This is a genomic window from Streptomyces sp. NPDC030840 (assembly GCF_055572015.1).
In genome coordinates, this window is the sequence record NZ_JBVIEE010000006.1 from 222070 (window position 1) to 243361 (window position 21292).

The window sequence follows — 21292 nt, forward strand, 5'->3', positions numbered from 1 at the left end:
CCGTCCCGGGGGACCCGTGTCGCCGGGGCCGGGGCCGCTACCAGCGGTACCAGCGGCCCCGGGTGCCGGCCGCGCTCGTACCGCGCACGAGGAACCCCAGCAGCCAGACCACGAGGACGGCGAGGGCGATCCACCAGAGCACCTTCACCGCGAATCCGGCACCGAAGAGAATCAGGGCCAAAAGCAGAACAAGCAGGATGGGAACCATTCTTGCACCTCCTGCCTTACGGGTGACCCGAATTCTCGGAATCAGACCTCACAGAGGCATTTCACTTTCGGCCACGATTTCACTTCCGGCACAGAATCTCCCCGTGCAGAACGGAGAACCAGCCGTCCTCCTGGCGTCCCCACGCACGCCAGGCCTCCGACACCGCCCCGAGTTCGTCGGGTGTCGCGTGGCCGCCCTGCGTGGCGCGCTCCGCGTACGCGGAGGCCAGGGTGCGGTCCGCCCACAGCCCGCTCCACCAGGCCCGCTCCTCGGCCGTGGCGAACGTCCAGGTGGCGGACGTGGCGGTGATGTCGGTGAGGCCCGCCCGCAGCGCCCAGGACCGCAGCCGCCGCCCCGCGTCCGGCTCGCCGCCGTTGGCGCGGGCGACCCGCCTGTACAGGTCCAGCCAGTCGTCCAGGCCGGGGGAGAGCGGGAACCAGGTCATCGCCGCGTAGTCGGAGTCCCGGACCGCGATGTGACCGCCCGGCTTCGTCACCCGGGCCATCTCGCGCAGCGCCCGCACCGGGTCGCCCACGTGCTGGAGCACCTGGTGGGCGTGGACGACGCAGAAGGTGTCGTCCGGGTAGTCCAGCGCGTGCACGTCCGCCACCGCGAAGTCGACGTTCGTGAGGCCCCGCGCGGTGGCCGTGTCCCGCGCCTGGTCCAGGATGCCCGGAGCGCGGTCCACGCCGGTGACGTGCCCGTCCGGGACCAGCTCGGCCAGGTCCGCGGTGATGGTGCCGGGGCCGCAGCCGATGTCCAGGACCTTCATGTGGGGCCGGAGCGAACCGAGGAGGTAGGCGGCGGAGTTGGCGGCCGTCCGCCAGGTGTGCGAGCGCAGCACCGACTCGTGGTGGCCGTGTGTGTAGACGGCGGTGTCCCGTGGCTTCGGCATTGACCGTTCCCCTCGTCGCGTCCGGGTCCCGCGGAGCGGTCGGGCTCCGCGGGACGGTACACGGCACGGTACGCCCACGTGTCGAATATTGAGACCTGCGTCTCGCTATATGGTCAGCCCGGCTTCATTCACAGGGCGCCGCGTCCCATGAGCGGGCGGTAGACCGTCAGCGCCTCCGGGAGCTTGCTCAGGGTCAGGTCGCCGGAGATCTCGGTGACTTCGCCGTCGTAGGCGAGGAGGGTGCCGGGGCTGATGCCCTCCACGTGGAGGCGGTCGACGCGGACCGCGGCGTGGCCGGGGGAGCGGGTCAGCGGGCCGGCCGCGGCGGCGGCGAGCAGGCGCAGGGCCGGGTGGCCGTCGCCGTGCACGACACGGACGTCGAGCAGCCCGTCGGCGAGGTCGTAGCGGCGGCCGGGGACCGGGCCCAGGCGGTGGTACGTGCCGTTCCCGGCGAACAGCAGCCACAGCGGGCGCGTCCGTTCCTGGAGGCGGGCCTGCAGGGGGTGGTGGTCCGCGCGCAGGACGCGGGCCGCGCCGAGCACGCCGGCCGGCCAGCCGCCGATGAGGCGCGACCAGCGCTCGCGTTCGCGGACCAGCTCCGGATACACGCCCAGGCTGCACGTGTTGAGGAACACGCCCTCGGTGTCACCGGAGGAGAACCGCCCCACGTCCACCCGGACCGCGTCCCCGTCGCGCAGGGCCCGGGCGAGGTCCCGCGCGTCCTCGACGCCGAGGTCCTGGGCGAAGTGGTTGAGGGTGCCGCCGGGAAGGACGGCGAGGGGGAGACCGTGCCGCAGGGCCACCTCCGCCGCCGCGTTCACCGTGCCGTCGCCGCCGCACACGCCGAGCACCCGGGCGTGAGTGGCCGCCTTCTCCAACTCGGTCCGTACGTCGCCCGGTGCACACTCCACGACCTCGGCGCGGGGCAGGGCGGACTGCAGCGCGCGCACGCGGTCCGAGGTCGCGGCGCCCCCGTTGGCGACGACGACCAGCCCGTCGCCGTCGGGGAGCAGGGGAGCCTCCGCGCGCGGGCGGCCGGGCGGCGGGAGCAGGTCCCGGGTCGGCACGAGTCCCCGAACGGCGTAGGCGGCGCCGACACCAAGGGTGGCGCCCACCAGGACGTCGCTCGGGAAGTGGACGCCCGTGTAGACGCGGGACAGCGCGACCGCGGCGGCCACCGGTGCGACGGCCGCACCCCAGCCGCGGGACTCCAGGGCGACGCCCGTCGCGAAGGCCGCCGCGGAGGCCGAATGCCCCGACGGGAACGACGTGGTGATCGGCTGTCGCTTGAGCTGCCGGACCATCGGAACGTTGTCGAGGAGCGGACGCGGACGGCGGACCGAGCGCTTGCCGAGGGTGTTGATGGCCGCCGAGGCGAGGGCGAGCGACGCCACGCCCCGGGCGGCCGCCCGGCGGGCCCTCGGGCTCCGCGTCGCGGCGAGGGCCGCCGCCGTGGCGAACCACAGCACGCCGTGGTTCGCGGCACGGCTCAGCCGGGGCAGCACCGGGTCGGCGCCCGGCCAGTGACGGGCCGCCACCGCTTCGAACAGGCGGCTGTCCGCGGCCAGGAAACGGTCCCGGAGGATGTGGTGACCCGGGGGGCGGGCCGTGAGATCGACATCTGGGCTCATGGGGCACGGGTACCCCAGGGCAGCCACTTCCTGTCAAGTCGCCGGGCGCCCGGGGCGAGGTCGGGCACCGCTCGAAAAGTGTTTGCCCGGCGGCCCGTGCGCCCCGGAGAATGCCCGCTCATGGGACACCTGGAAGCCGCGCACCTGGAGTACGACCTCCCCGACGGGAGGACGCTGCTCGGCGACGTGTCGTTCCGGGTGGGCGAAGGAGCCGTCGTCGCCCTCGTCGGGCCCAACGGAGCGGGGAAGACCACGCTGCTGCGGCTGCTCTCGGGCGAGCTGAAGCCGCACGGCGGGAGCGTGACGGTGAGCGGCGGGCTGGGGGTGATGCGGCAGTTCGTGGGGTCCGTGCGGGACGAGACGACCGTGCGCGACCTGCTGGTGTCCGTGGCGCCGCCGCGCATCCGGCAGGCGGCCGAGGCCGTCGACGCCGCCGAGCACGCCATCATGACCGTGGACGACGAGGCGGCCCAGCTCAGGTACGCGCAGGCCCTCGCCGACTGGGCCGAGGCGCGCGGGTACGAGGCGGAGACGCTCTGGGACATCTGCACCACGGCCGCGCTCGGAGTGCCGTACGAGAAAGCGCAGTGGCGGCAGGTGCGCACCCTGTCCGGCGGTGAGCAGAAGCGGCTCGTGCTGGAGGCCCTGCTGCGCGGCACCGACGAGGTGCTGCTCCTCGACGAGCCCGACAACTATCTCGACGTCCCCGGCAAGCGCTGGCTGGAGGAGCGGCTGCGGGAGACCCGCAAGACCGTGCTCTTCGTCTCGCACGACCGGGAGCTGCTGGCGCGTGCCGCCGAGAAGATCGTGAGCGTGGAACCGGGCCCCGCGGGCGCGGACGCGTGGGTGCACGGCGGCGGCTTCGCCACGTACCACGAGGCACGGCGGCAGCGTTTCGAGCGGTTCGAGGAGCTCAGGCGCCGCTGGGACGAGAAGCACGCCCAGCTGAAGAAGCTCGTGCTGAACCTGCGTCAGGCCGCCGCAGTGAGCCACGAGATGGCCTCCCGGTACGCGGCCGCCCAGACCCGGCTGCGCAAGTTCGAGGAGGCGGGACCGCCGCCCGAGCCGCCGCGCGAGCAGGACATCAAAATGCGGCTCAGGGGAGGCCGCACCGGCCTGCGGGCGGTCACCTGTGAGGGACTCGAGCTCACCGGGCTGATGAAACCCTTCGACCTGGAGGTCTTCTACGGCGAGCGCGTCGCGGTCCTGGGCTCCAACGGCTCCGGGAAGTCGCACTTCCTGCGCCTGCTCGCGGGCGACGACGTGGCGCACACGGGACAGTGGAAGCTGGGGGCCAGGGTCGTACCCGGCCACTTCGCCCAGACCCACGCCCACCCGGAGCTGGAGGGCCGCACGCTCCTCGACATCCTGTGGAAGGAGCACGCCCAGGACCGTGGCGCCGCCATGTCCCGGCTGCGCCGCTACGAGCTGACGGGCCAGGCCGAGCAGCGTTTCGACCGGCTCTCCGGCGGCCAGCAGGCCCGCTTCCAGATCCTGCTCCTGGAACTGGAGGGCGTCACGGCGCTGCTGCTGGACGAGCCCACGGACAACCTGGACCTGGAGTCCGCGGAGGCGCTCCAGGAGGGTCTGGAGACGTTCGAGGGCACGGTCCTCGCGGTCACCCACGACCGCTGGTTCGCCCGATCGTTCGATCGCTTTCTCGTCTTCGGTTCCGACGGCCGTGTACGCGAGACGCCGGAGCCGGTGTGGGACGAGCGGAGGGTGGAGCGCGCACGATGAGCCGCCGGCGACGGCACCGACGGCAGAAGTAAGCCCCCTGACCGCGTCAGGGGGCACTTCCAACGGTTACTTCAGCTACGTCAGCGGGTGCGTCCCGCGGTGGCGTCGATCGTCACTTCCAGCGCAACAGCGCCCCCAGTCCGCCCACGGGCACCTCGTCCGCCGTGGCCGCCCTCACCGAGAGCGCCGGCGCGTCCGTCGCGACCGCCGAACGCAGCAGGGCGTCGTCCGCGCGGGCCGCCCACGAGTTCTGCTCGCCCAGCGTCTTCAGTTCCGTGCGCCGCACCGCCAGCTGGTCCGGGTCCTCACCGATCCACACCTCTCGGTGCGCGTCGGACCCGTCCGGGCGGACCAGCAGCTCGTCGATACGGTGCTCACGGGCCGCCTCCACGAGTGCGGGCACGCCCTCGACGGCGGCCGTGCGCCCCTCGGCGTCCGGGGACCGCCCCGCCAGGAACCGCTCCAGCTCCTCCGCGGCCCGCCGGTGCACGTGCTCGGCACGCGCCCGCTCCACGTCCTCGTCCAGCAGCCGGCTGCCGGCGCCGTGCCGGGCCTCCACCACGCGGTCCTGCAGCCGCTGGGGCAGCCGCTCCCGCACCGAGCGCCGCTCGCGCTCCTCACCGACGAGGACCAGCAGGTCGGCCCTGGTCTCCTCCTGGCACACGGCGAGCGCGTCGGCGATCTCCGCCGCGTTGTGCTCCCACGTGTTCTCCACCCGCAGCTGGAAGTGCCGCTCCGACCAGTCGGACGAGCTCGTACGGTGCACGGGCCACTGCCGCCCGGCCACCGCGCCGGCGTCCTGGCTGCCCCGCGAGCCGCGCAGCTCGAAGTCCGCGCCCCGGCGGTCCACGTACGCCACCACGCACACCGGGTCCTCCCCGGCCAGCTCCAGCAGCGGGGTGGCACGCGGCAGCGGCGCCCAGTGGGCCGACGTACCCGGCGGCGCGTACGCGAGCGGCGGATCGAGCACCACCTCGCCGGACCGGGCGAAGAAGGCCCTGCCGTGCGGCTCGGAGGCGTGGCGCAGCTCGTCCACCGCCTGGTGGACAGCCGCGCAGGTCGGCTCGTCGGCCCCCTGGGCGGCGAGCTCCCGGGAGACCGCCTGGGCCACCAGGGAGCGCTCGTGAGCAGTGGACTCCGTGTGCGAGGACGTGTCGACGTACACGGAGGCCCAGGGCCCCGGATGTTCGTAGAGTGGATGCAGAAAGGCGAGATCCATGGCTCCCTCCCGGATGCCGCTCGGGTAATGCTTGCCGGGCGGGTACCCGGACGGCACCGATGGACACGACGAGTGGGGTACCACCATGAACGGAGTCGACCCGGGCCGGCTGGACGACCAGCAGCTGATGAAGGAGCTGGAGACGATCCACCGCACACGCCATGACACGCTGCTGTACGGATCGAACGACGCGCTGCGCGCCCACAACGTGCGCATGGCGCAACTGGAGGGCGAGTACCTGCGCCGCAACCCCCGCCGCCCGGTGGCAGCCGGCCGTACGCGCGAGGGTGCGCGGTGCCGGGGACTCGCTGAGTCATGACCCGCAGAGCGGACGCGAACCCGCTGCTCACCCGGCTGGGGGAGGCCCACGGCCTGTTCGGTGCCCGCGTCCACGCCGTCCGCGACGACCAGTGGGAGGCGGGCACGCCCTGCACCGAGTGGACGGTGCGCGACCTGGTCAACCATCTCGTCTCCGAGCAGCTGTGGGTGCCGCCGCTGGTCCGGGACGGCTGCATGATCGAGGAGGTCGGCGACACCTTCGACGGCGACATGCTCGGCTCCGACCCGGCAGCCTCCTGGGACACGGCGGCCCGCGCCGCCCGTGACGCGTTCACCGCGCCGGGGGCGCTCTACCGCACGGTCCACCTGTCGTACGGCGACACCACGGCCGCGAACTACTGCGCGCAGATGGTCGCCGATCTCGTCGTCCACAGCTGGGATCTGTCGCGTGCGATCGGGGCGGAGGAGGCGCTGCCGGACAGTCTGCTTCGATTCGCTGTGCGTGAAGTGACGCCTTACGCGGCTGAGTTGGCGAAGAGTGGGTTGTTCGCGGAGCCGGTGGAGCCGCCTCCGGGGGCGGATGTGCAGACCAAGTTGCTGTGTTTGCTCGGGCGGCGGCCCTAGAGAGCTCGGGACTTGCTGTTGTTGCGGGGCTGCGGGTCGTTCGTGGTTGCTCGCGCCCACGCGGCGGAGCCGCATATGAAACACAGCCCCGCGCCCCTGACCGACGGCGGTGCCGCGCCCCCCAACGGGGCGCGGCACCGCCGTCGGCCGGGTTTTCAGCCGCGCACCTGTGGCCTGTCCCAGTGGCGGTGTGCTCCCATCGCCTCCACGAACGACCGCAGGAACTCCTCGCTGGGCGTGCCCGGGGCCGTGTCCGTGACCACGCCGCGGTCGGCGACCACGTGGTGGAACTCGGAGGACAGCCGCAGCCCCTCGGCCCCCAGCGCCGAGACCAGGCCGACGCCCGAGCCGAGGGCCCCGACCGGCTTCCCGTGCCGGTAGGCGCCGCGGACGAACCGCATGACGTCCGGGTCGCCCGCGTGGGCCGGGGTGCCCGTGGGGCCGCCGGGCAGCAGTACCGCGTCGTACAGCACCGACGCCACGGTCGGCAGCGCCCGGTCCACGGCGTAGCTCTCGCCGTCCGAGCCGAGAACGGTTCCGTCCTCGGCGGCGATCGCCTCCACGATCGCTCCCTCGGCGGCCAGGGCGTCGCGCGTGGTGGTGACCTGCTCGGCGTCCACGCCGTCGCAGACGAGTACCGCGACCTGCCGGGTCCGGATCGAGCCGCCGCCGCGCAGCGACTCCAGGCTCAGGGCGGGGGAGACCAGCTTGTGGGCCACCGACTCGTTCCGCTCCGGCGCGGGCACCCCGATGCCCTGCGCCACCTGCGTGGCCAGCTCCGGGTCGACCTTGTTCAGTTCCTCCACCGTGCGGGCACGGACCGTCCGCGCGCCGACCTTGCCGAGTTCGAAGCGGAAGGCCTCCACGATGTGCTGCTTCTCCCAGTCGGCCATGCTGTTCCAGAACATCGCGGCCTGGCTGTGGTGGTCCTTGAAGCTGTCGCTGCGGCGCCGGATCTTGGCGCCGTCCACGCGTTCCGCGAGGTGCGTGTACGCGCTGCCGCCGGCGCCCGCGTGGGCGGGGCAGCCGCCGCCGAGGGAGTTCGGGAAGTAGTTCGTGCCCGAGTGGATCCTGCTCTGGTGGTAGCCGTCACGCTGGTTGTTGCGCACGGGGGCTACCGGGCGGTTCACCGGCAGCTGGGAGAAGTTGGGGCCGCCGAGCCGGATCAGCTGCGTGTCCAGGTAGGAGAAGTTGCGGGCCTGGAGCAGCGGGTCGTTGGTGAAGTCGATGCCCGGGACGACGTTGGCCGTGTGGAACGCGACCTGCTCGGTCTCGGCGAAGAAGTTCTCCGGGTTGCGGTCCAGCACCATCCGGCCGATCGGCCGCACCGGCACCTGCTCCTCCGGGATGATCTTCGTGGCGTCGAGCAGGTCGAAGTCGAACGCGAACTCGTCCTCCTCCGGCACGAGTTGGACGCCCAGCTCCCACTCCGGGTACTCGCCCGCCTCGATCGCGTCCCACAGGTCCCGCCGGTTGAAGTCAGGGTCCCGGCCCTGGCACTCCTGCGCCTCGTCCCACACCAGCGAGTGCACGCCCAGCTTCGGCTTCCAGTGGAACTTCACGAACGTGCCCTTCCCGTCCGCGTTCACGAACCGGAAGGTGTGCACGCCGAAACCCTGCATCATGCGGTAGCTGCGCGGGATCGCCCGGTCCGACATCAGCCACATGATCGCGTGCAGCGTCTCCGGCTGCAGCGACACGAAGTCCCACAGGGAGTCGTGCGCGGACGCCCCGGTCGGGATGTCGTTGTGCGGTTCGGGCTTCACCGCGTGCACGAAGTCGGGGAACTTGATGCCGTCCTGGATGAAGAAGACGGGGAAGTTGTTCCCGACGAGGTCGTAGTTGCCCTCCGACGTATAGAACTTGGTCGCGAAGCCCCGCACGTCCCGCACGGTGTCCGCCGAGCCCTTCGGGCCCTGCACCGTCGAGAACCGCACGAACACCGGCGTCCGCACCGACGGGTCCTGGAGGAAGGCGGCACGCGTGAACTCCGCGCAGGACTCGTACGGTTCGAAATAGCCGTACGCGCCCGCGCCCCGCGCGTGCACCACCCGCTCGGGGATCCGCTCGTGGTCGAAATGGGTGAGCTTCTCCCGGAAGTGGAAGTCCTCCATCAGCGTGGGCCCGCGCTCGCCGGCGGCCAGCGAGTCGTCGGTGTGGTCGACCTCCACGCCCTGGTCGGTGGTGAGCGGCCCGCCGGCGGGGTCGTCCGCCTGGGAGGCCTGGCGCTGCTGCTGCTTCCGGTCGGAGGAGAACGTCATCAGGCGGCCCCCTCGGAGAACACCTGCAGGAACGCGTCGCAGAACGCCTTCAGGTCGGCCGGCTTGCGACTGGTGACCAGCTTGTTGGTGCCGTTGTCGTCGATCTTGACCTCTTCGTCCACCCAGGTGCCGCCGGCGTTGCGGATGTCGGTCTGCAGGCTCGGCCAGGACGTGAGCGTGCGGCCCCGTACGACGTCCGCCTCGACCAGCGTCCACGGGGCGTGGCAGATCGCCGCGACCGGAAGGCCCCGTTCGAAGAAGTCCCGGACGAACGACACGGCCTTCGGGTCCATGCGGAGGAAGTCCGGGTTGGCCACGCCGCCCGGCAGGACCAGCCCGCCGAAGGAGTCCGCGGAGGCCTCGCCCACGATCTCGTCCACCGGGAACGTGTCCGCCTTGTCGAGGTGGTCGAAGGCCTGGATCTCGCCGGACTTCGTCGACACCAGCACGGGCTCGTGGCCGGCGTCCTTCGCGGCCTGCCACGGATCGGTGAGCTCGATCTGCTCGACGCCCTGGGGTGCGGTCAGAAATGCGATACGCATGATGTCTCAGTGTCCTTTCGTGGCATGCGGTGCTTGCCCGGCACGCCAGTTCGCTTCGTCTGCCGTGCGCTTCCTGTTCCGGCGGCCCGCGCGCACGCAGCGCAGCAGCTCCTCGCCGTACGGCAGCAGGACGCACGTGCCGATCGCCGCCGCGATGCCCGTGAGATAGCCCCGCGAGAGCGGCTTGCGGCGCGGTACGAGCCGCCACGCGTCCGGATCCGAACGGCCCCCGCGCAGCAGTGACTTCACCTGGTCGGAGTGCAGGCACATCAGCGAGGCGAGCGCCGCGAAGGGCAGCGACTCCAGGAAGCTGTGGATGTGCTGCTCGATCGGCTTGACCTCGCGGTCGCTCTTGACGGCGGTCCGCACGTCCCACAGCGCGGTCGCCTCGTGCACGGCCGCACCGCCCAGCTGCACGGACAGCAGCAGCGGGTTGACCTCGTAGCGCAGGGTCAGCGCGATGGGGAGGCCGACCTCGGCCATCATCAGGGAGTGGATGAGGGACTCCTTCGTCCCGGCCGTTTCCTCGATGCGGGTGCGCCGGTGCATCACCCAGTCGGCCACGCCCGGCACGAACCAGGACGGCAGCAGGCCGTACAGGAGGTAGCGGGTCGTCGCGTCGCCGACGTCGACGGTCGCGCTCGACGCGCTGATCCCCGCTGCCAGGTCGCGGGTCATTCGGCCACCACCCTCAGCGTGCGCAGGGACTGGTCCGAGGCGTCCGGCACGAACATGCCGTGCTCCACCCCGGACGACAGGTACTCCCTGACCTCCTGGTTGATCCGCTCGCCGGGGCAGATCACCGGCACCCCGGGCGGATAGGGGCTCGCGGGTTCGGCGGCGACGCGGCCCACCGCCCGCTCGACGGGCACGTCCTCCGCGGGCCCGAAGAAGGCGTCGCGGGGCAGCATCACCTGCTCCAGCTCCAGCCCCTCCGGGGCCGGCAGCCGCACCGGCACGGGCGGTGGCAGCGTGTCGCGCTGCTTCACGAGTTCCGTCAGGGCCTCCAGCAGGACCACGCAGGTCTCCTCCGTGTCGGCGTGGGTCAGTTGGGCGACGACGCGGCGGTGGTCGGCGAGTCCGACGTCCACCTGGCGGTGCTGCCGCAGCCAGTCCGCGGCCGCGTAGCCGCTCGTGCCCAGGCCCGAGACGTCGATCACCACCATCAGCGGGTCGTACGCGAACGCCCGCTCGTGCCCGACGAGTTCGTCGGCCTCAAGGGGGACGAGCCCGGAGAGCGAGGCGATCTCCTCGCGCACGCGGCCCGCCAGCTTCAGGGTGTCCTCCAGCAGGTCACGGCCGTGCTCGACCATCTGGCGCCGCCAGCCGTCGAGCGCCGCCCACATCAGCACCGACGGACTGGTCGTGTTGAGCAGGTCGCCGCGCAGCCGCAGCACCGCCGGATCGACCAGGCCGCCCCGCAGATGGAACACCGAGCCCTGCTCCAGGCCCGCGCCCATCTTGTGCACGGACGTCACGCACAGGTCCGCGCCCGCGTCCATGGCCCAGCTCGGCAGGTCCTCGTGGAACGGCAGGTGGGCGCCCCAGGCCTCGTCCACGATCAGGGGGCGGTCCCGCTCGTGGCACACATCGGCGATCGCGCCGATGTCGGCGCACGTACCGTACGCCGTCGGCGTGACCAGCAGCATGCCCTTGGCGTCGGGCGCCCTCCGATACGCCTCCTCGACCTGCTCGGGGCCCGGCGGATGCGACAGATGGTGCCCGGCGTCCCAGCGCGGGCGCACCCACACCGGGTCGATCCCGGCGAGGATCACGCCCGCGATCACGGACTTGTGGGCGTTGCGCGTGATCAGCAGCTTCTCGCCGGGGCCCGCGACCGCCAGCATCGCCGCCTTCACCGACAGCGAGCTGCCGCACGTGGAGAAGTACGCCCGGTCCGCGTCCACGGCGTCGGCCATCAGCTTCTCGGCCTGCTCCAGATAGCCTCCCGACATCCGCCGGTCGTCCAGTCCGTTGAGCGCCAGCACGTCGGAGGCGAACACGTCCCGGCCGAGGGTCAGGGCGACCCGCCCGTCGACACCGGAGCCACCCTTGTGACCGGGGGGCGAGAAGGCGTACCGCCCGGAGCGGTGATGCCGCTCGAGCGCTTCCAGGACGGGGGCGCGTGAGTGATCGGGGGCGGAACCGGTGCCGTCGTCCGAGGTGTCCCCGGCGTCCGGGGCTTCCGGGACGTGTCGGTCCTCCGGAGTCGGCGGGGCGTCCGCCGCCCGTCGGGTCCGCCGTGTCTCCCCCGAGGGGGGCTGGGGCCGGTTCATGTCCGTCCCACCCCGCTCACGCGGGGGTCGTGCCCGGCCAGCTGTCCGGCATGGCACGACTGATGTCGGCGAGGGCCGACTCCGGGTCCTGCGCCGCCGCGAGGTCCCCGAGGCTCACCATCCCCACGGCGTGCCCGTTCTCGACGACCGGGAGCCGCCGTACGGCGTGGTCGCGCATCAGCTCCACCGCCACCGACACGGCGTCGTCGGGGCCGATCATGACCGGGTCGGGCGTGCAGACGGCCTGGGCGCTCACCGTGAGCGGGTCGGCGCCGTCGGCCACGGCACGCAGCGTGATGTCGCGATCGGTGAGGACTCCGACGACCTCCTGGTCGGTGGCCACGAGGACGTCTCCGATGTCCTGCGCCCGCATCAGCTGCGCGGCTTCCACGAGCGAGGCGTCCGGGCGGACCGCGACGACGCCGGGGGTCATGACCTCCCTGACGAAATCAGCCATGGTGTGGTCCTTTCATACGTTCCCCGGGCTGTCGGGGTACGGGGCGGCACGTCGGCGTGACGAGGCCGCGGTACCCCCCAGGGGAGTGCCTATGCGTCCTGGTCGTGTGCGGGGTCCGGGCTTTCCTCAGCGCCGCTCCCCGCCGCCTTCTCCGGCCCGTACGACCGCTTCCGCGAGTTCGTGCGCGGTGCCGTACCGCGTGTTCCTCGGGAGCTGTTCCAGGGACTCGACGAGGGCGTCCGGGGCGTGCTTCTCACGCAGGACGCCGATCAGCTCGCGGGGCCGTGCGGGGAACGAGGTCCGGCCCAGGATGCGGCCCAGCTCGAAGCGCAGTGCCTCGATACGGGCGGGTGAACGGGCCGGAGTGACAGGGCCGCCCGCCACCTCCGGGTCGTCGTCGGCGGTCGGCTCCGGGTCGTGCCACTCCTCCGTGCGGGTGGGGTGGCCCGATCGGAGCAGACCCTGCAGTTCGTGCTTCATCTCGTCGTCGCGGTGGACGCTCAGGCGGTCGCTGCCTCGCTGCATGACTCCCTCCAGATCTTCGGGGGTGGCGACCGCGTACCCGTTGACCGGACGTCGACACGGGCAGTCCGGCGGGTTTACCCGTCCGTCCCCGGGAGACCCGGATCACACCCCCCATCGCACTGTTTCCGGGGAAGGACACACCATGGCGGTACTCGCTGTGATCACCCCGGTCCTGATGCTCGGCGTTGTGCTGGCACTGGGCCGGTATGAGGAGATGTTGCTGCCGACGACCGAGGAGCCGGAGCGGCGCTAGCACGCCGCGCTGGGCTGAGCCGTCGGTTCCGGCCGGGCCGCGAACGGCGGCCGAGGCCGGCGCGGAGCACGGGCCCCGCACCACGAGATTCTCCCGCTCGTGGTGCGGGGCCCGTACGCGTGTGCGGCGCTCCGGGAGGGACGCCTGACCCGTATCCCGGAAGAGCGTCGAGAAATACCCTTTTATATTTCTTCGACGGAAAAGATGAGTGCCGGTTGCTCCGAGTGGCGGGCCGGTCCGGAGGCCGAGGGCTCCGTTGTTCCGTCAGCCGACAGGGGCGGTGCGAATGGCGGCGATATCGAACTGAAGGCGCACTTTCTCACTCACCATGGCCCCGCCCTCGGCCAGTCTGGTGTCGTACGTCAGGCCCCATTCGGACCGATTGATGGTGGTCGTGCCGTCGAATCCGGCCCGCTGATAACCGAAGGGGTCCGTCACCTGTCCTATGTAGGTGAGTTCCAGAACGACGGGGCGGGTGGTGGCCTTGATGGTGAGGTCGCCGGTCATGCGGTACACGTCGGTGCCCACGGGGTGCACGGCCGTGCTGGTGAATCGCATACGCGGGTATCTCGCGGCGTCCAGGAAGTCGCGGCCGACCAGGTGGGCGTCGCGTTGTTCCACGCCGGTGTCCACGCTGGCGGTGGACAGGACGATCTCGGCCCGCGAGCGAGCCGGGTCGCGGCCGTCGAAGAAGAGCCGGCTCTGGTACTCGGTGAACGCCCCGCGGACCGTTGTCACCATGGCGTGCCGGACGGAGAAGCCGATCCGGCTGTGCGCCGGGTCGATCACCCATTCTCCGGTCAGCGCGGCCAGGGCGGGATCCGGCGGACCGGCGGGGGCGGCGGCCGGCGAGTGGGCAGGGTCGTCCAGGGCGGTGGGGGGTGCCGGCCGGCGGAGCGACGCGGCGCGGTGGAACAGGTTCATGATTCACCTGGTTACTGGACGGATGTTTTCGCCGCAAGCCTTCTCCGGGTACCGCAACGGTTCGAATCGGCATTGACAGGCCTATACGGCCCCCACCGCGTGACGCACGGGTACACGATCCACACATGTTCACCACGGAATCGGCAAGTGATGGGTGATGAGGCTCACAGGAACGCGGCTTGATCGGTGCGAGGGGATTTCTCCGGCAACGGATGCACCAATTTCCGCTGCATTTCCCTTTCGGTGTGTTCTGTAATTCCCGGCTGTTGACCAGGGCCGGGGGGATCACACGATCGGGTCGATTTGCCCGCGTGAGGGGCTGTCAGCCTTCCTCCCGGAGTTCACTCCGCTCACAGTGTGATCATGAAGACTTCGCGATTGCACTCCCCGCACCGATCCCTCGCTCATTCGGCTGCCGCGGTCGTCATCGGCCTCGCGGCGGCCATGACCTTCGCCGCACCTGCCGCGGCCCACGCCGCCGCGGCGGCCGGCCAGGAAGACTGCGCGGTGTCCGTCAAGCCGGGCCAGGGCATCGAAGGCCTCCTCTGGGCTGTGGCGTTGGGGCCCTCGAACAGCACGAGGAACCTGCAGAACTGCAGAACCATCGAGAAGTCCCAGACCGAGGGCTCCCGCAGCGGGGGCTCGGGGAACGGGAACTCCCAGGGCGGCGGCTCCCGCAACGGCAGCTCCCAGGAGGGAGGACCGCAGAGTGGGGGCCTCAGCCCCCAGGGGGCCCTGAGCGGAGGGTCTCAGTCCGAGGGCGAAGCCTGACGGTCGCCGCACAGCCCGCACGGTGCGGGGCAGTTCCTGGCACCCGCGCCCGTCGAGCCCTCACGTAGCGCGACGTACGCCGCTCGGCCCCGCCGCGCCCGCCCAGGCCGCCACGGCCGTCCGGCTGGAGTGGCCGACCGCCCGGGCCACAAGCGACACGCCCGTCGCCCCCTCCCGAAGAGGGGGCGACGGGCGCGCGTCTGTCAGGGCGTCAGTGCTCCGGCCGCTAGCGCTTCTTCTCCCGCCCCGGCAGGAACTCCTGCATCTTCGCCTTGAAACCCTGGCGCACCATCGCGCCCCGGTCCGCGTCGCCCTTGAGGACGGCCGCCGCGGTGGCCTCCATCTGGTCCCAGGTCGCGTGCGGAGGGATCGGCGGGACGGCCGGGTCCGTCAGGAACTCGACCACCGCGGGCCCGTCGGCCCCCAGACCCGCGCGCCAGCCGGCCTCGACGTCCTCGGGCTTCTCCACGCGGATACCGGTCAGGCCCAGCGAGCGGGCGAACGCGGCGTACTGGACGTCCGGGAGCTCCTGCGAGGGAAGGAAGGACGGTGCGCCCTCCATCGCCCGCATCTCCCACGTCACCTGGTTCAGGTCGTGGTTGTTGAAGATGCCCACCACCAGCCGCGGGTCCTCCCAGAGGTCCTGGTACTTGGCCGCCGTGATCAGCTCCGCCATCCCGTTCATCTGCATCGCGCCGTCCCCGACCAGGGCGATCGCCGGCCGGTCCGGATGCGCGAACTTCGCGCCGATCGCGTACGGCACCCCGCAGCCCATCGTCGCGAGCGTCCCCGACAGGGACCCCCGCATGCCGTCCCGCATCGTCAGGTGCCGCGCGTACCAGTTCGCCGCGGAACCGGAGTCCGAGGAGACGATCGCGTTGCCGGGCAGCAGCGGATCCAGTGCGCGGGCCACGTACTCCGGGTTGATCGGGTGCGCCGACTGCTCCGCACGCCGCTCCATCACGTCGCGCCAGCGGGCCACGTTCGCGCACACCGTGTCGTACCACTCACGGCCCCGGTCCTCGTCCAGCATCGGGATCAGGCGCTGCAGGGTCGCCTGCGCGTCACCGACCAGGTTCACCTCGTACGGGTAGCGCATGCCGACCATGTGCGGGTCGATGTCGATCTGCACCGCCCGCGCCTTGCCGAACTCCGGCAGGAACTGCGAGTACGGGAACGACGAGCCGATGGTCAGCAGCGTGTCGCAGTCGCGCATCAGCTCGTACGAGGGACGCGTGCCCAGCAGGCCGATCGCGCCCGTCACGTACGGCAGTTCGTCGCTCACCGCATCCTTGCCCAGCAGCGCCTTCGCGACCCCCGCGCCCAGCAGCTCGGCGATCCGTTCCACCTCCGCACGGGCCCCGCGGGCACCCTGGCCGGCCAGGATGGCCACCTTGTCACCGGAGTTGAGGATCTCGGCGGCCCGCTCCAGCGACTCCTGCGAGGGCGTCGCGGTCCACGCGCTGCGGTCCAGGCTGGAGGGGACCATCTTGAACTCGTGGGTGGGGGCCGAGTAGTCCAGCTCCTGAACGTCACCGGGGATGATCACGGCGGTGGGGGCGCGGCGCGCGTACGCCGTGCGGATCGCCCGGTCCAGTACGTTCGGCAGCTGTTCCGGCACCGTCACGGTCTCCACGAAGTCCGAGGCGACGTCCTTGAACAGCGTGTGCAGGTCCACTTCCTGCTGGTACGAGCCGCCCATCGCCGTGCGGTGCGTCTGGCCCACGATCGCCAGCACCGGCACATGGTCGAGCTTGGCGTCGTACAGGCCGTTGAGCAGGTGGATCGCGCCCGGCCCGGACGTGGCCACGCACACACCGAGGCGGCCGCTGAACTTGGCGTAACCGACCGCCTCGAAGGCGGACATCTCCTCGTGCCGCGACTGCACGAACCGCGGATGGTTCTCGGCCCGTCCCCACGCGGCGAGCAGGCCGTTGATCCCGTCGCCGGGGTAGCCGAAGACGTCCGCCACACCCCACTCGCGCAGCCTCTCCAGGATGTGGTCGGCGACCTTGGTGCTCATGGACCCTCCAGTACGGAAGAGCGGGGAAACGGCACCTTCCGAGTCACCACAGCGCCTGCCGGAAAACCTGGCGCGGATCCGGGGCGTTTGCCGCGCGGCCGCCCGGGCAGGCGCACACACAGTGCTTCGGACCGGAGGCACGTCCGTGGGAGTGGTGACTCTCACCACGGGTGTGCCCGGCCGAGCATGGGTGCGCTCCCACCCACGGTGACCGTCCAACCAGAGCACCTGCAAGGGAGTTGCGACGCACCATGCGAACTCAGGCAAGCGCGAAGCACCACCCCCACGACGACGCCCCGGACACCGCGGAGGCGTTCCGCAAGCTCGCCTCACTTCCCCCCGGGCCGCAGCGGGACGCACTCCGCGAGGAGATCGTCGAGGCGTGGCTGCCCATGGCCGAACGGCTCGCGGGACGGTTCCGCAGCCGAGGCGAGAACTACGAGGACCTGCGCCAGGTCGCGGCCCTCGGCCTGGTCAAGGCCGTCGACCGCTACGACCCCGAGCGCGGCAACGCCTTCGAGAGCTACGCCGTCCCCACCGTCACCGGTGAGATCAAGCGTCACTTCCGGGACCACATGTGGACCCTGCACGTGCCGCGCCGGGTCCAGGACCTGCGCAACCGTGTGCGCTTCGCGAGCCAGGACCTGTCCCAGACCATCTCCGGCCGGCGTCCCACCGTCGCCGAGATCGCCGAGCACGCCGGCATGAGCGAGGAGGACGTCCGGGTCGGCCTCGAGGCCCTGGAGAGCTTCACCGCGCTGTCCCTGGACGCGGAGCTGCCCGGCAGCGAGGACGGGTACTCGCTGAGCGACGCGCTCGGGTCACCCGACCCGGCGCTCGACACCGTGGTCGACCGCGAGGCGGTCAAGCCGCGGCTGGCGGCGCTGCCGGAGCGGGAGCGGGCCATCCTGTACATGCGCTTCTTCGACGACATGACGCAGAGCCGGATCGCCGAGCAGCTGGGGATCTCGCAGATGCATGTGTCGCGGTTGATCAGCCGGTGCTGTGACCGGCTGCGGGAGCAGGTCATGCGGGAAGCCGCGTAGCGCAGTTGGGGTGCGGGACGTCTGCGGACTGCCGGTTGTCCGGTGCTTGTCGCGCCCACGCGGCGGAGCCGCAGGATGGCACCGTCCCGCGCCCCTTACTTTGCGCCTCCCATCGCCAGTGCCACGTGCCTGGCCATCATGTCCATCGCCTGGGCCTCCGCCATCGAGAAGGCCAGGCGGGCGCCCGAGCGGAACAGGGTGAGGACACCGCGGACCGGGCCCTCCTGGGCGGCCAGAGGTACGCACAGCAGTGAGGTGACGTCGGCCCGGAGGAGCACGGGGGCGCCCGAGGAGTCGTGTCCGAAGGCGCCGGGGTCCTCGGGTCGCACCCGCAGTGACGTGGAGCCACCGCGAGCCGCCTCCACCACGAGTGGGCACGTGGCGGGGTCCTGCGCCGCCACGGCCGTCGCCTCGTCGCCCGACGGGGCGAGGACCGTCGTACGGGAGAGCCGGGTGGCCCCCGCGTCGGCCACCACCCAGTCCGCGAACCGTCCGTGCAGCACGCGCGCGGCCCGGTCGAGGGCCTGGTCGGCGGGCACGGTGAGCAGCGCCGTGGTCATCGTGTCCAGCAGGTCCATCAACGCCGCGTGCCGGGTCGTCTCGCTGAGGTTCGGCAGCGGGCTCACGGGACTGCCGGTGGCCGGGACGCGGGTGTCCGCCGGCTGCAGGACGACGAGGACGCCGGTACGCGGCTCGTTGCTGGGCCGCAGCGCGGTCAGCGTCGCGCGCACCGGCACCGCGGGGCGCTGCTGGAGGTGGACGGTGAGGCTGCGGTCGCCCTCGCCGCGTGCCACCGCGGCGGCCTGCGTGCGGAACGCCACCCGGTCCGCGTGGGCGAGGAACCCGGTCAGCGGCCGGCCTGTGGCGTAGCCCGCCCGCACGCCGGTGAAGTAGGTCGCCGCGAAGTTCAGGCGGCGCACCACGGTCTCGCGGTCGACCAACGCGACCGGCAGCGGCAGCCGTTGGAAGACGGCCTTCAGCAACTGGAGTTCCTGGCGGTCCGCGGAGGCGCCGCCGGACGGGCCGGACGTGGCGATCCGTTCGTACCAGGGCCACAACTGGTCGGCCACGTGGTCGAGTTCGAATATCGCCGCGTCGAGTACCGTCGGCAGATCGTCTCTCGGTACCGACCGGGCCGCTTTGAGCTCCGCGACGCGGCGTACGAAATCCGCGAGCTCCTCACCGAATTCGCCCGTCTGCGTCATGCGTCGAACGTAACGTGTCCGGGCCCCGACGGGGGCGGGGGCACACGAACATGTGAGAACGGTTTTCCCCGCAGGTGAGCGGGAACGCGCCGGGGGAGAGGAGGCGTGCGGCATGCCGGAACCCGAGCACCGCGGTCGTCTGGACATGGAGTCACCTGAATCCGCCCTTCCCGGAAGGAGGCTGTCCGAGCTCGTCGAACAGGCCGCCCGTTGCACCAGCGAGTGCTGCGGCGCGAGCAGCACAGTGTCGGAAGGGGGCGTGGTGTCCGAGAGCGGCATGGAACGACCCGCCGCGGTCACCCACCCGGACCTCGCCCGACTGGTCTCGGTCCAGCTCAGCTCCGGCGACGGGCCGATCCCCGCCGCCCTGGAACGCGGCGAGCCCGTCAACTCGGCGGATCTGCTGTGCGAGGAGCGCTGGCCGGAGTACCGTGCCGTCGCGCTCGACTCGGGAGTACGGTCCAGCGTCACCATCCCGTTCCGGCGCTCGGGGCTGACCGTGGCCCTCAGCCTCTACAGCTTCCGGCCCGGCGCCCTGGAGGACGCCCCGCACGGCCCGGCCCGCGCGCTCGGCGATCTCGCGGTGACCTGCCTCGTCCGTGACCGCTCCTACCGCGCCGCGCTCATCGAACTCGACCAGCTGGGCGCCGCGCTGCGCTCCCGGCCCGTGGTCGACCAGGCGTGCGGCATCGTCATGCACGTTCTGGGCTGTGACGCGGACGCCGCGTTCGGCGTGCTCCGCCGTATCTCCCAGGGCACCAACCGCAAGCTCACGGAGGTCGCGGGCGCCGTGGTGGACAAGCGGGGGCGGGGGCTGGAGAAGGAACTGGTCTCGTTGTCGAACTAGACAGGGCCCCGGGCTGGACAGGGCCCCGCGCCCGGGGGGCCGTACCGCTGCCGTGGGGCCGGTGCTCCGGTCACCCGCTCGGCGGTCCGGCGTCCCGCTAATGGTGCCCGGCCGCGAGCGGTGCGGCGGGCGGCGGGCTGTGATGGACGGGCGGGGCGCGGCGGTGCCCCGCAGCCCGTCGCCGCCGGCCGAAGGAGCCCCGCCCATGCGCCGCAGAGCCTGTGTTCTGTCCGCCGCCGCCCTGGTCGGTACCGTTCTGGGCGCGGCAGCCCCAGCCGCGGCCGGGGAACCCACGGCGGAGGTCAGCCCGCACACGGTCGCCCCCGGCGGGACGATCACGGTCACCGTCACCTGCGACCCGACCGGCGGGACCCCGCCCGACAGCATCGACGCCCGCTCGCAGGCCTTCGCACAGGGCTCCGTCGCCCTGAAGCTCGTGTCAGGCGGAGAAGGCAGCGGAGACGACGGCAGCGAAGACGGCGGAGACGACGGCGGAGAAGGAACCGGAACGGGGCGTGAGCACGGGGCGAGCAGCGAACCCGGAACAGGGAGCGATCCGGCGTGGGGAAACGACCCCGCGACGGGCGGTGACTCGTCCACGGGCAACGATCCCGCCTACCGAAACGACCCGGCCTCCGGCAACGACCCGGCGACGGGGGGCGACCCTGCCGGAGGGTACGGCCCGGAGGCAGGCAGTACCCCTCAAGCGCCCCCCGGAGCAGCTCCCGACGCGGTCCCCGACGCGGGCAGGGGTCTGGACCCGGTGGCTCCGGACCCCGGGACGGTCCAGCCCTCGCAGGTGATCCCCGCACCCTCGGCCGATCCCGGCTCCGCGGTGGTCCCGGCTCCCCCCGCGTTCCAGGGCGAGAGGGCGGCTTCCGAGGCGGCAGTGCTGACAGCGGGGTTCCGTGCCGCGCCGGTCGGCGGGACCCTGGGGGTTCTCACCGGAGCCACAGCGGTCCGCGTGCCCGGGGCAGCCCCCCGTACCGCCCCCGCTCCCGCCACCGAATCCGACACCTCCTCCGGACTCGTCTACAGGGGCACCGCCCGTATCGCCCCCGCCGGGAAGCCCGGTGACAGGCCGGACGCGACGGGAGGGTCGTCCGGGCCGTCCGGGGCGTCCGAGTGGAGCGTCGACGGTACGTGCCCGGCGGCGCCCGGTGGGCAGGGCAAGCGGTGGAGCGCGGCCTTCACCGTGGAGCGCGGTGGCGAACCGCAGGGCAAGGACGCGCACGAGGACCGCTCCCGGGCGCCCTCCCCGGCCCCCGACGGGATGAGGCACGGGGTCGAGGCCGGTGAGGGCGGCGCCTTCACCGACTCCGTGCCGGCCCTGGTCGCCGGCTGCCTCCTCATCGTGGGCGCGCTCGTCGCCGCCGTCCAGCGCGTCCTCGTCCACCGGGGGCTGACGAAACACCGTTGAGCCTGTGACCTGTGCAACCCGGCCGGACGGCCATGGCGGGGCGGGACCGTGGGTACTCGGAGGCCGAGAGAGCGCACGGCGCCGTACGGGACGGGCAGGGCACCCGGCGGACCGAGCCCACGCACCACTGACTGCGCGGAGGCACA

At 72.2% G+C, this 21292-nt stretch carries 20 protein-coding genes; 7 read left to right on the top strand and 13 right to left on the bottom strand.

From position 1 onward, the window contains the following. Positions 1-37: 37 nt before the first annotated feature. The 3 genes from ACZ49J_RS16220 to ACZ49J_RS16230 form a co-directional block, all read right to left on the bottom strand. The gene (locus ACZ49J_RS16220; RefSeq protein WP_467453021.1) at positions 38-208 is read right to left on the bottom strand and encodes a hydrophobic protein; all 171 of its coding nucleotides are present in this window, start codon (positions 206-208) and stop codon (positions 38-40) included. A 79-nt stretch (positions 209-287) separates the two neighbouring features. Next, positions 288-1103, bottom strand: a complete 816-nt coding sequence (locus ACZ49J_RS16225; protein WP_467453020.1) for a class I SAM-dependent methyltransferase — start codon at positions 1101-1103, stop codon at positions 288-290. A 128-nt stretch (positions 1104-1231) separates the two neighbouring features. Continuing rightward, positions 1232-2734: a phosphatase PAP2 family protein gene (locus tag ACZ49J_RS16230; RefSeq protein ID WP_467453019.1), complete on the bottom strand. Its 1503-nt coding sequence runs from the start codon at positions 2732-2734 to the stop codon at positions 1232-1234. Between the two features lie 120 nt (positions 2735-2854). On the opposite strand from ACZ49J_RS16230, the gene ACZ49J_RS16235 reads away from it, so the two are divergent. Beyond that, positions 2855-4474 (top strand): ABC-F family ATP-binding cassette domain-containing protein, encoded by a 1620-nt coding sequence (locus tag ACZ49J_RS16235; protein WP_467453018.1) that lies wholly within the window; start codon positions 2855-2857, stop codon positions 4472-4474. 112 nt (positions 4475-4586) lie between these two features. Here the strand turns inward: ACZ49J_RS16235 and ACZ49J_RS16240 are convergent, their stop codons facing one another. After that, positions 4587-5693: a baeRF2 domain-containing protein gene (locus ACZ49J_RS16240; protein ID WP_467453017.1), complete on the bottom strand. Its 1107-nt coding sequence runs from the start codon at positions 5691-5693 to the stop codon at positions 4587-4589. A gap of 85 nt (positions 5694-5778) precedes the next feature. Here ACZ49J_RS16240 and ACZ49J_RS16245 point away from each other — a divergent pair, with 85 nt between their 5' ends. After that, positions 5779-6012, top strand: a complete 234-nt coding sequence (locus ACZ49J_RS16245; RefSeq protein WP_152770868.1) for a DUF6158 family protein — start codon at positions 5779-5781, stop codon at positions 6010-6012. After that, positions 6009-6596 carry a TIGR03086 family metal-binding protein gene (locus ACZ49J_RS16250; RefSeq protein ID WP_467453016.1) on the top strand — a complete coding sequence of 196 codons (588 nt, stop codon included), beginning with the start codon at positions 6009-6011 and terminating at the stop codon, positions 6594-6596. The genes ACZ49J_RS16245 and ACZ49J_RS16250 overlap by 4 nt, the downstream gene beginning before the upstream one ends. A 155-nt stretch (positions 6597-6751) precedes the next feature. Here ACZ49J_RS16250 and ACZ49J_RS16255 read toward each other — a convergent pair whose 3' ends face one another. The 7 genes from ACZ49J_RS16255 to ACZ49J_RS16285 all read right to left on the bottom strand — a co-directional run bounded on the left by ACZ49J_RS16255 (position 6752) and on the right by ACZ49J_RS16285 (position 13834). After that, positions 6752-8857 carry a catalase gene (locus ACZ49J_RS16255; protein ID WP_467453493.1) on the bottom strand — a complete coding sequence of 702 codons (2106 nt, stop codon included), beginning with the start codon at positions 8855-8857 and terminating at the stop codon, positions 6752-6754. Next, positions 8857-9399: a type 1 glutamine amidotransferase domain-containing protein gene (locus ACZ49J_RS16260; protein ID WP_467453495.1), complete on the bottom strand. Its 543-nt coding sequence runs from the start codon at positions 9397-9399 to the stop codon at positions 8857-8859. Before ACZ49J_RS16260 ends, ACZ49J_RS16255 begins: the two co-directional genes overlap by 1 nt. Before the next feature lie 6 nt (positions 9400-9405). Further along, the gene (locus ACZ49J_RS16265; protein ID WP_467453496.1) at positions 9406-10077 is read right to left on the bottom strand and encodes a diguanylate cyclase; all 672 of its coding nucleotides are present in this window, start codon (positions 10075-10077) and stop codon (positions 9406-9408) included. Then, on the bottom strand, positions 10074-11675 hold the full coding sequence (locus ACZ49J_RS16270; protein WP_467453497.1) for an aminotransferase class I/II-fold pyridoxal phosphate-dependent enzyme: 1602 nt from the start codon (positions 11673-11675) through the stop codon (positions 10074-10076). Before ACZ49J_RS16270 ends, ACZ49J_RS16265 begins: the two co-directional genes overlap by 4 nt. Positions 11676-11691: 16 nt before the next feature. Then, positions 11692-12132, bottom strand: a complete 441-nt coding sequence (locus ACZ49J_RS16275) for a CBS domain-containing protein (protein WP_467453498.1) — start codon at positions 12130-12132, stop codon at positions 11692-11694. A 126-nt stretch (positions 12133-12258) separates the two neighbouring features. Then, positions 12259-12657, bottom strand: a complete 399-nt coding sequence (locus ACZ49J_RS16280; RefSeq protein WP_467453500.1) for a DUF2795 domain-containing protein — start codon at positions 12655-12657, stop codon at positions 12259-12261. Between the two features lie 517 nt (positions 12658-13174). Further along, entirely contained in the window at positions 13175-13834 is a 660-nt protein-coding gene (locus tag ACZ49J_RS16285) for a YceI family protein (RefSeq protein ID WP_467453502.1), read from the bottom strand. Positions 13835-14197: 363 nt separating this feature from the next. Between ACZ49J_RS16285 and ACZ49J_RS16290 the strand changes: the two genes are divergently transcribed. Continuing rightward, positions 14198-14605 carry a hypothetical protein gene (locus tag ACZ49J_RS16290; RefSeq protein WP_467453504.1) on the top strand — a complete coding sequence of 136 codons (408 nt, stop codon included), beginning with the start codon at positions 14198-14200 and terminating at the stop codon, positions 14603-14605. A gap of 226 nt (positions 14606-14831) precedes the next feature. Here ACZ49J_RS16290 and ACZ49J_RS16295 read toward each other — a convergent pair whose 3' ends face one another. Then, entirely contained in the window at positions 14832-16628 is a 1797-nt protein-coding gene (locus ACZ49J_RS16295; RefSeq protein WP_467453505.1) for a thiamine pyrophosphate-requiring protein, read from the bottom strand. Positions 16629-16879: 251 nt separating this feature from the next. Between ACZ49J_RS16295 and ACZ49J_RS16300 the strand changes: the two genes are divergently transcribed. Then, complete coding sequence (locus tag ACZ49J_RS16300) at positions 16880-17674, top strand: RNA polymerase sigma factor SigF (protein ID WP_467453506.1); 795 nt, start codon at positions 16880-16882, stop codon at positions 17672-17674. Positions 17675-17769: 95 nt separating this feature from the next. Here ACZ49J_RS16300 and ACZ49J_RS16305 read toward each other — a convergent pair whose 3' ends face one another. Continuing rightward, a complete protein-coding gene (locus ACZ49J_RS16305; RefSeq protein WP_467453507.1) occupies positions 17770-18879 on the bottom strand; it encodes a PAS domain-containing protein in 1110 nt (369 codons plus the stop codon). Positions 18880-18991: 112 nt separating this feature from the next. Here ACZ49J_RS16305 and ACZ49J_RS16310 point away from each other — a divergent pair, with 112 nt between their 5' ends. Both ACZ49J_RS16310 and ACZ49J_RS16315 read left to right on the top strand, forming a co-directional pair. After that, entirely contained in the window at positions 18992-19726 is a 735-nt protein-coding gene (locus ACZ49J_RS16310) for an ANTAR domain-containing response regulator (RefSeq protein ID WP_467453509.1), read from the top strand. 205 nt (positions 19727-19931) lie between these two features. Next, positions 19932-21146 carry a hypothetical protein gene (locus ACZ49J_RS16315; RefSeq protein WP_467453510.1) on the top strand — a complete coding sequence of 405 codons (1215 nt, stop codon included), beginning with the start codon at positions 19932-19934 and terminating at the stop codon, positions 21144-21146. The last annotated feature ends 146 nt before the right edge of the window (positions 21147-21292 follow it).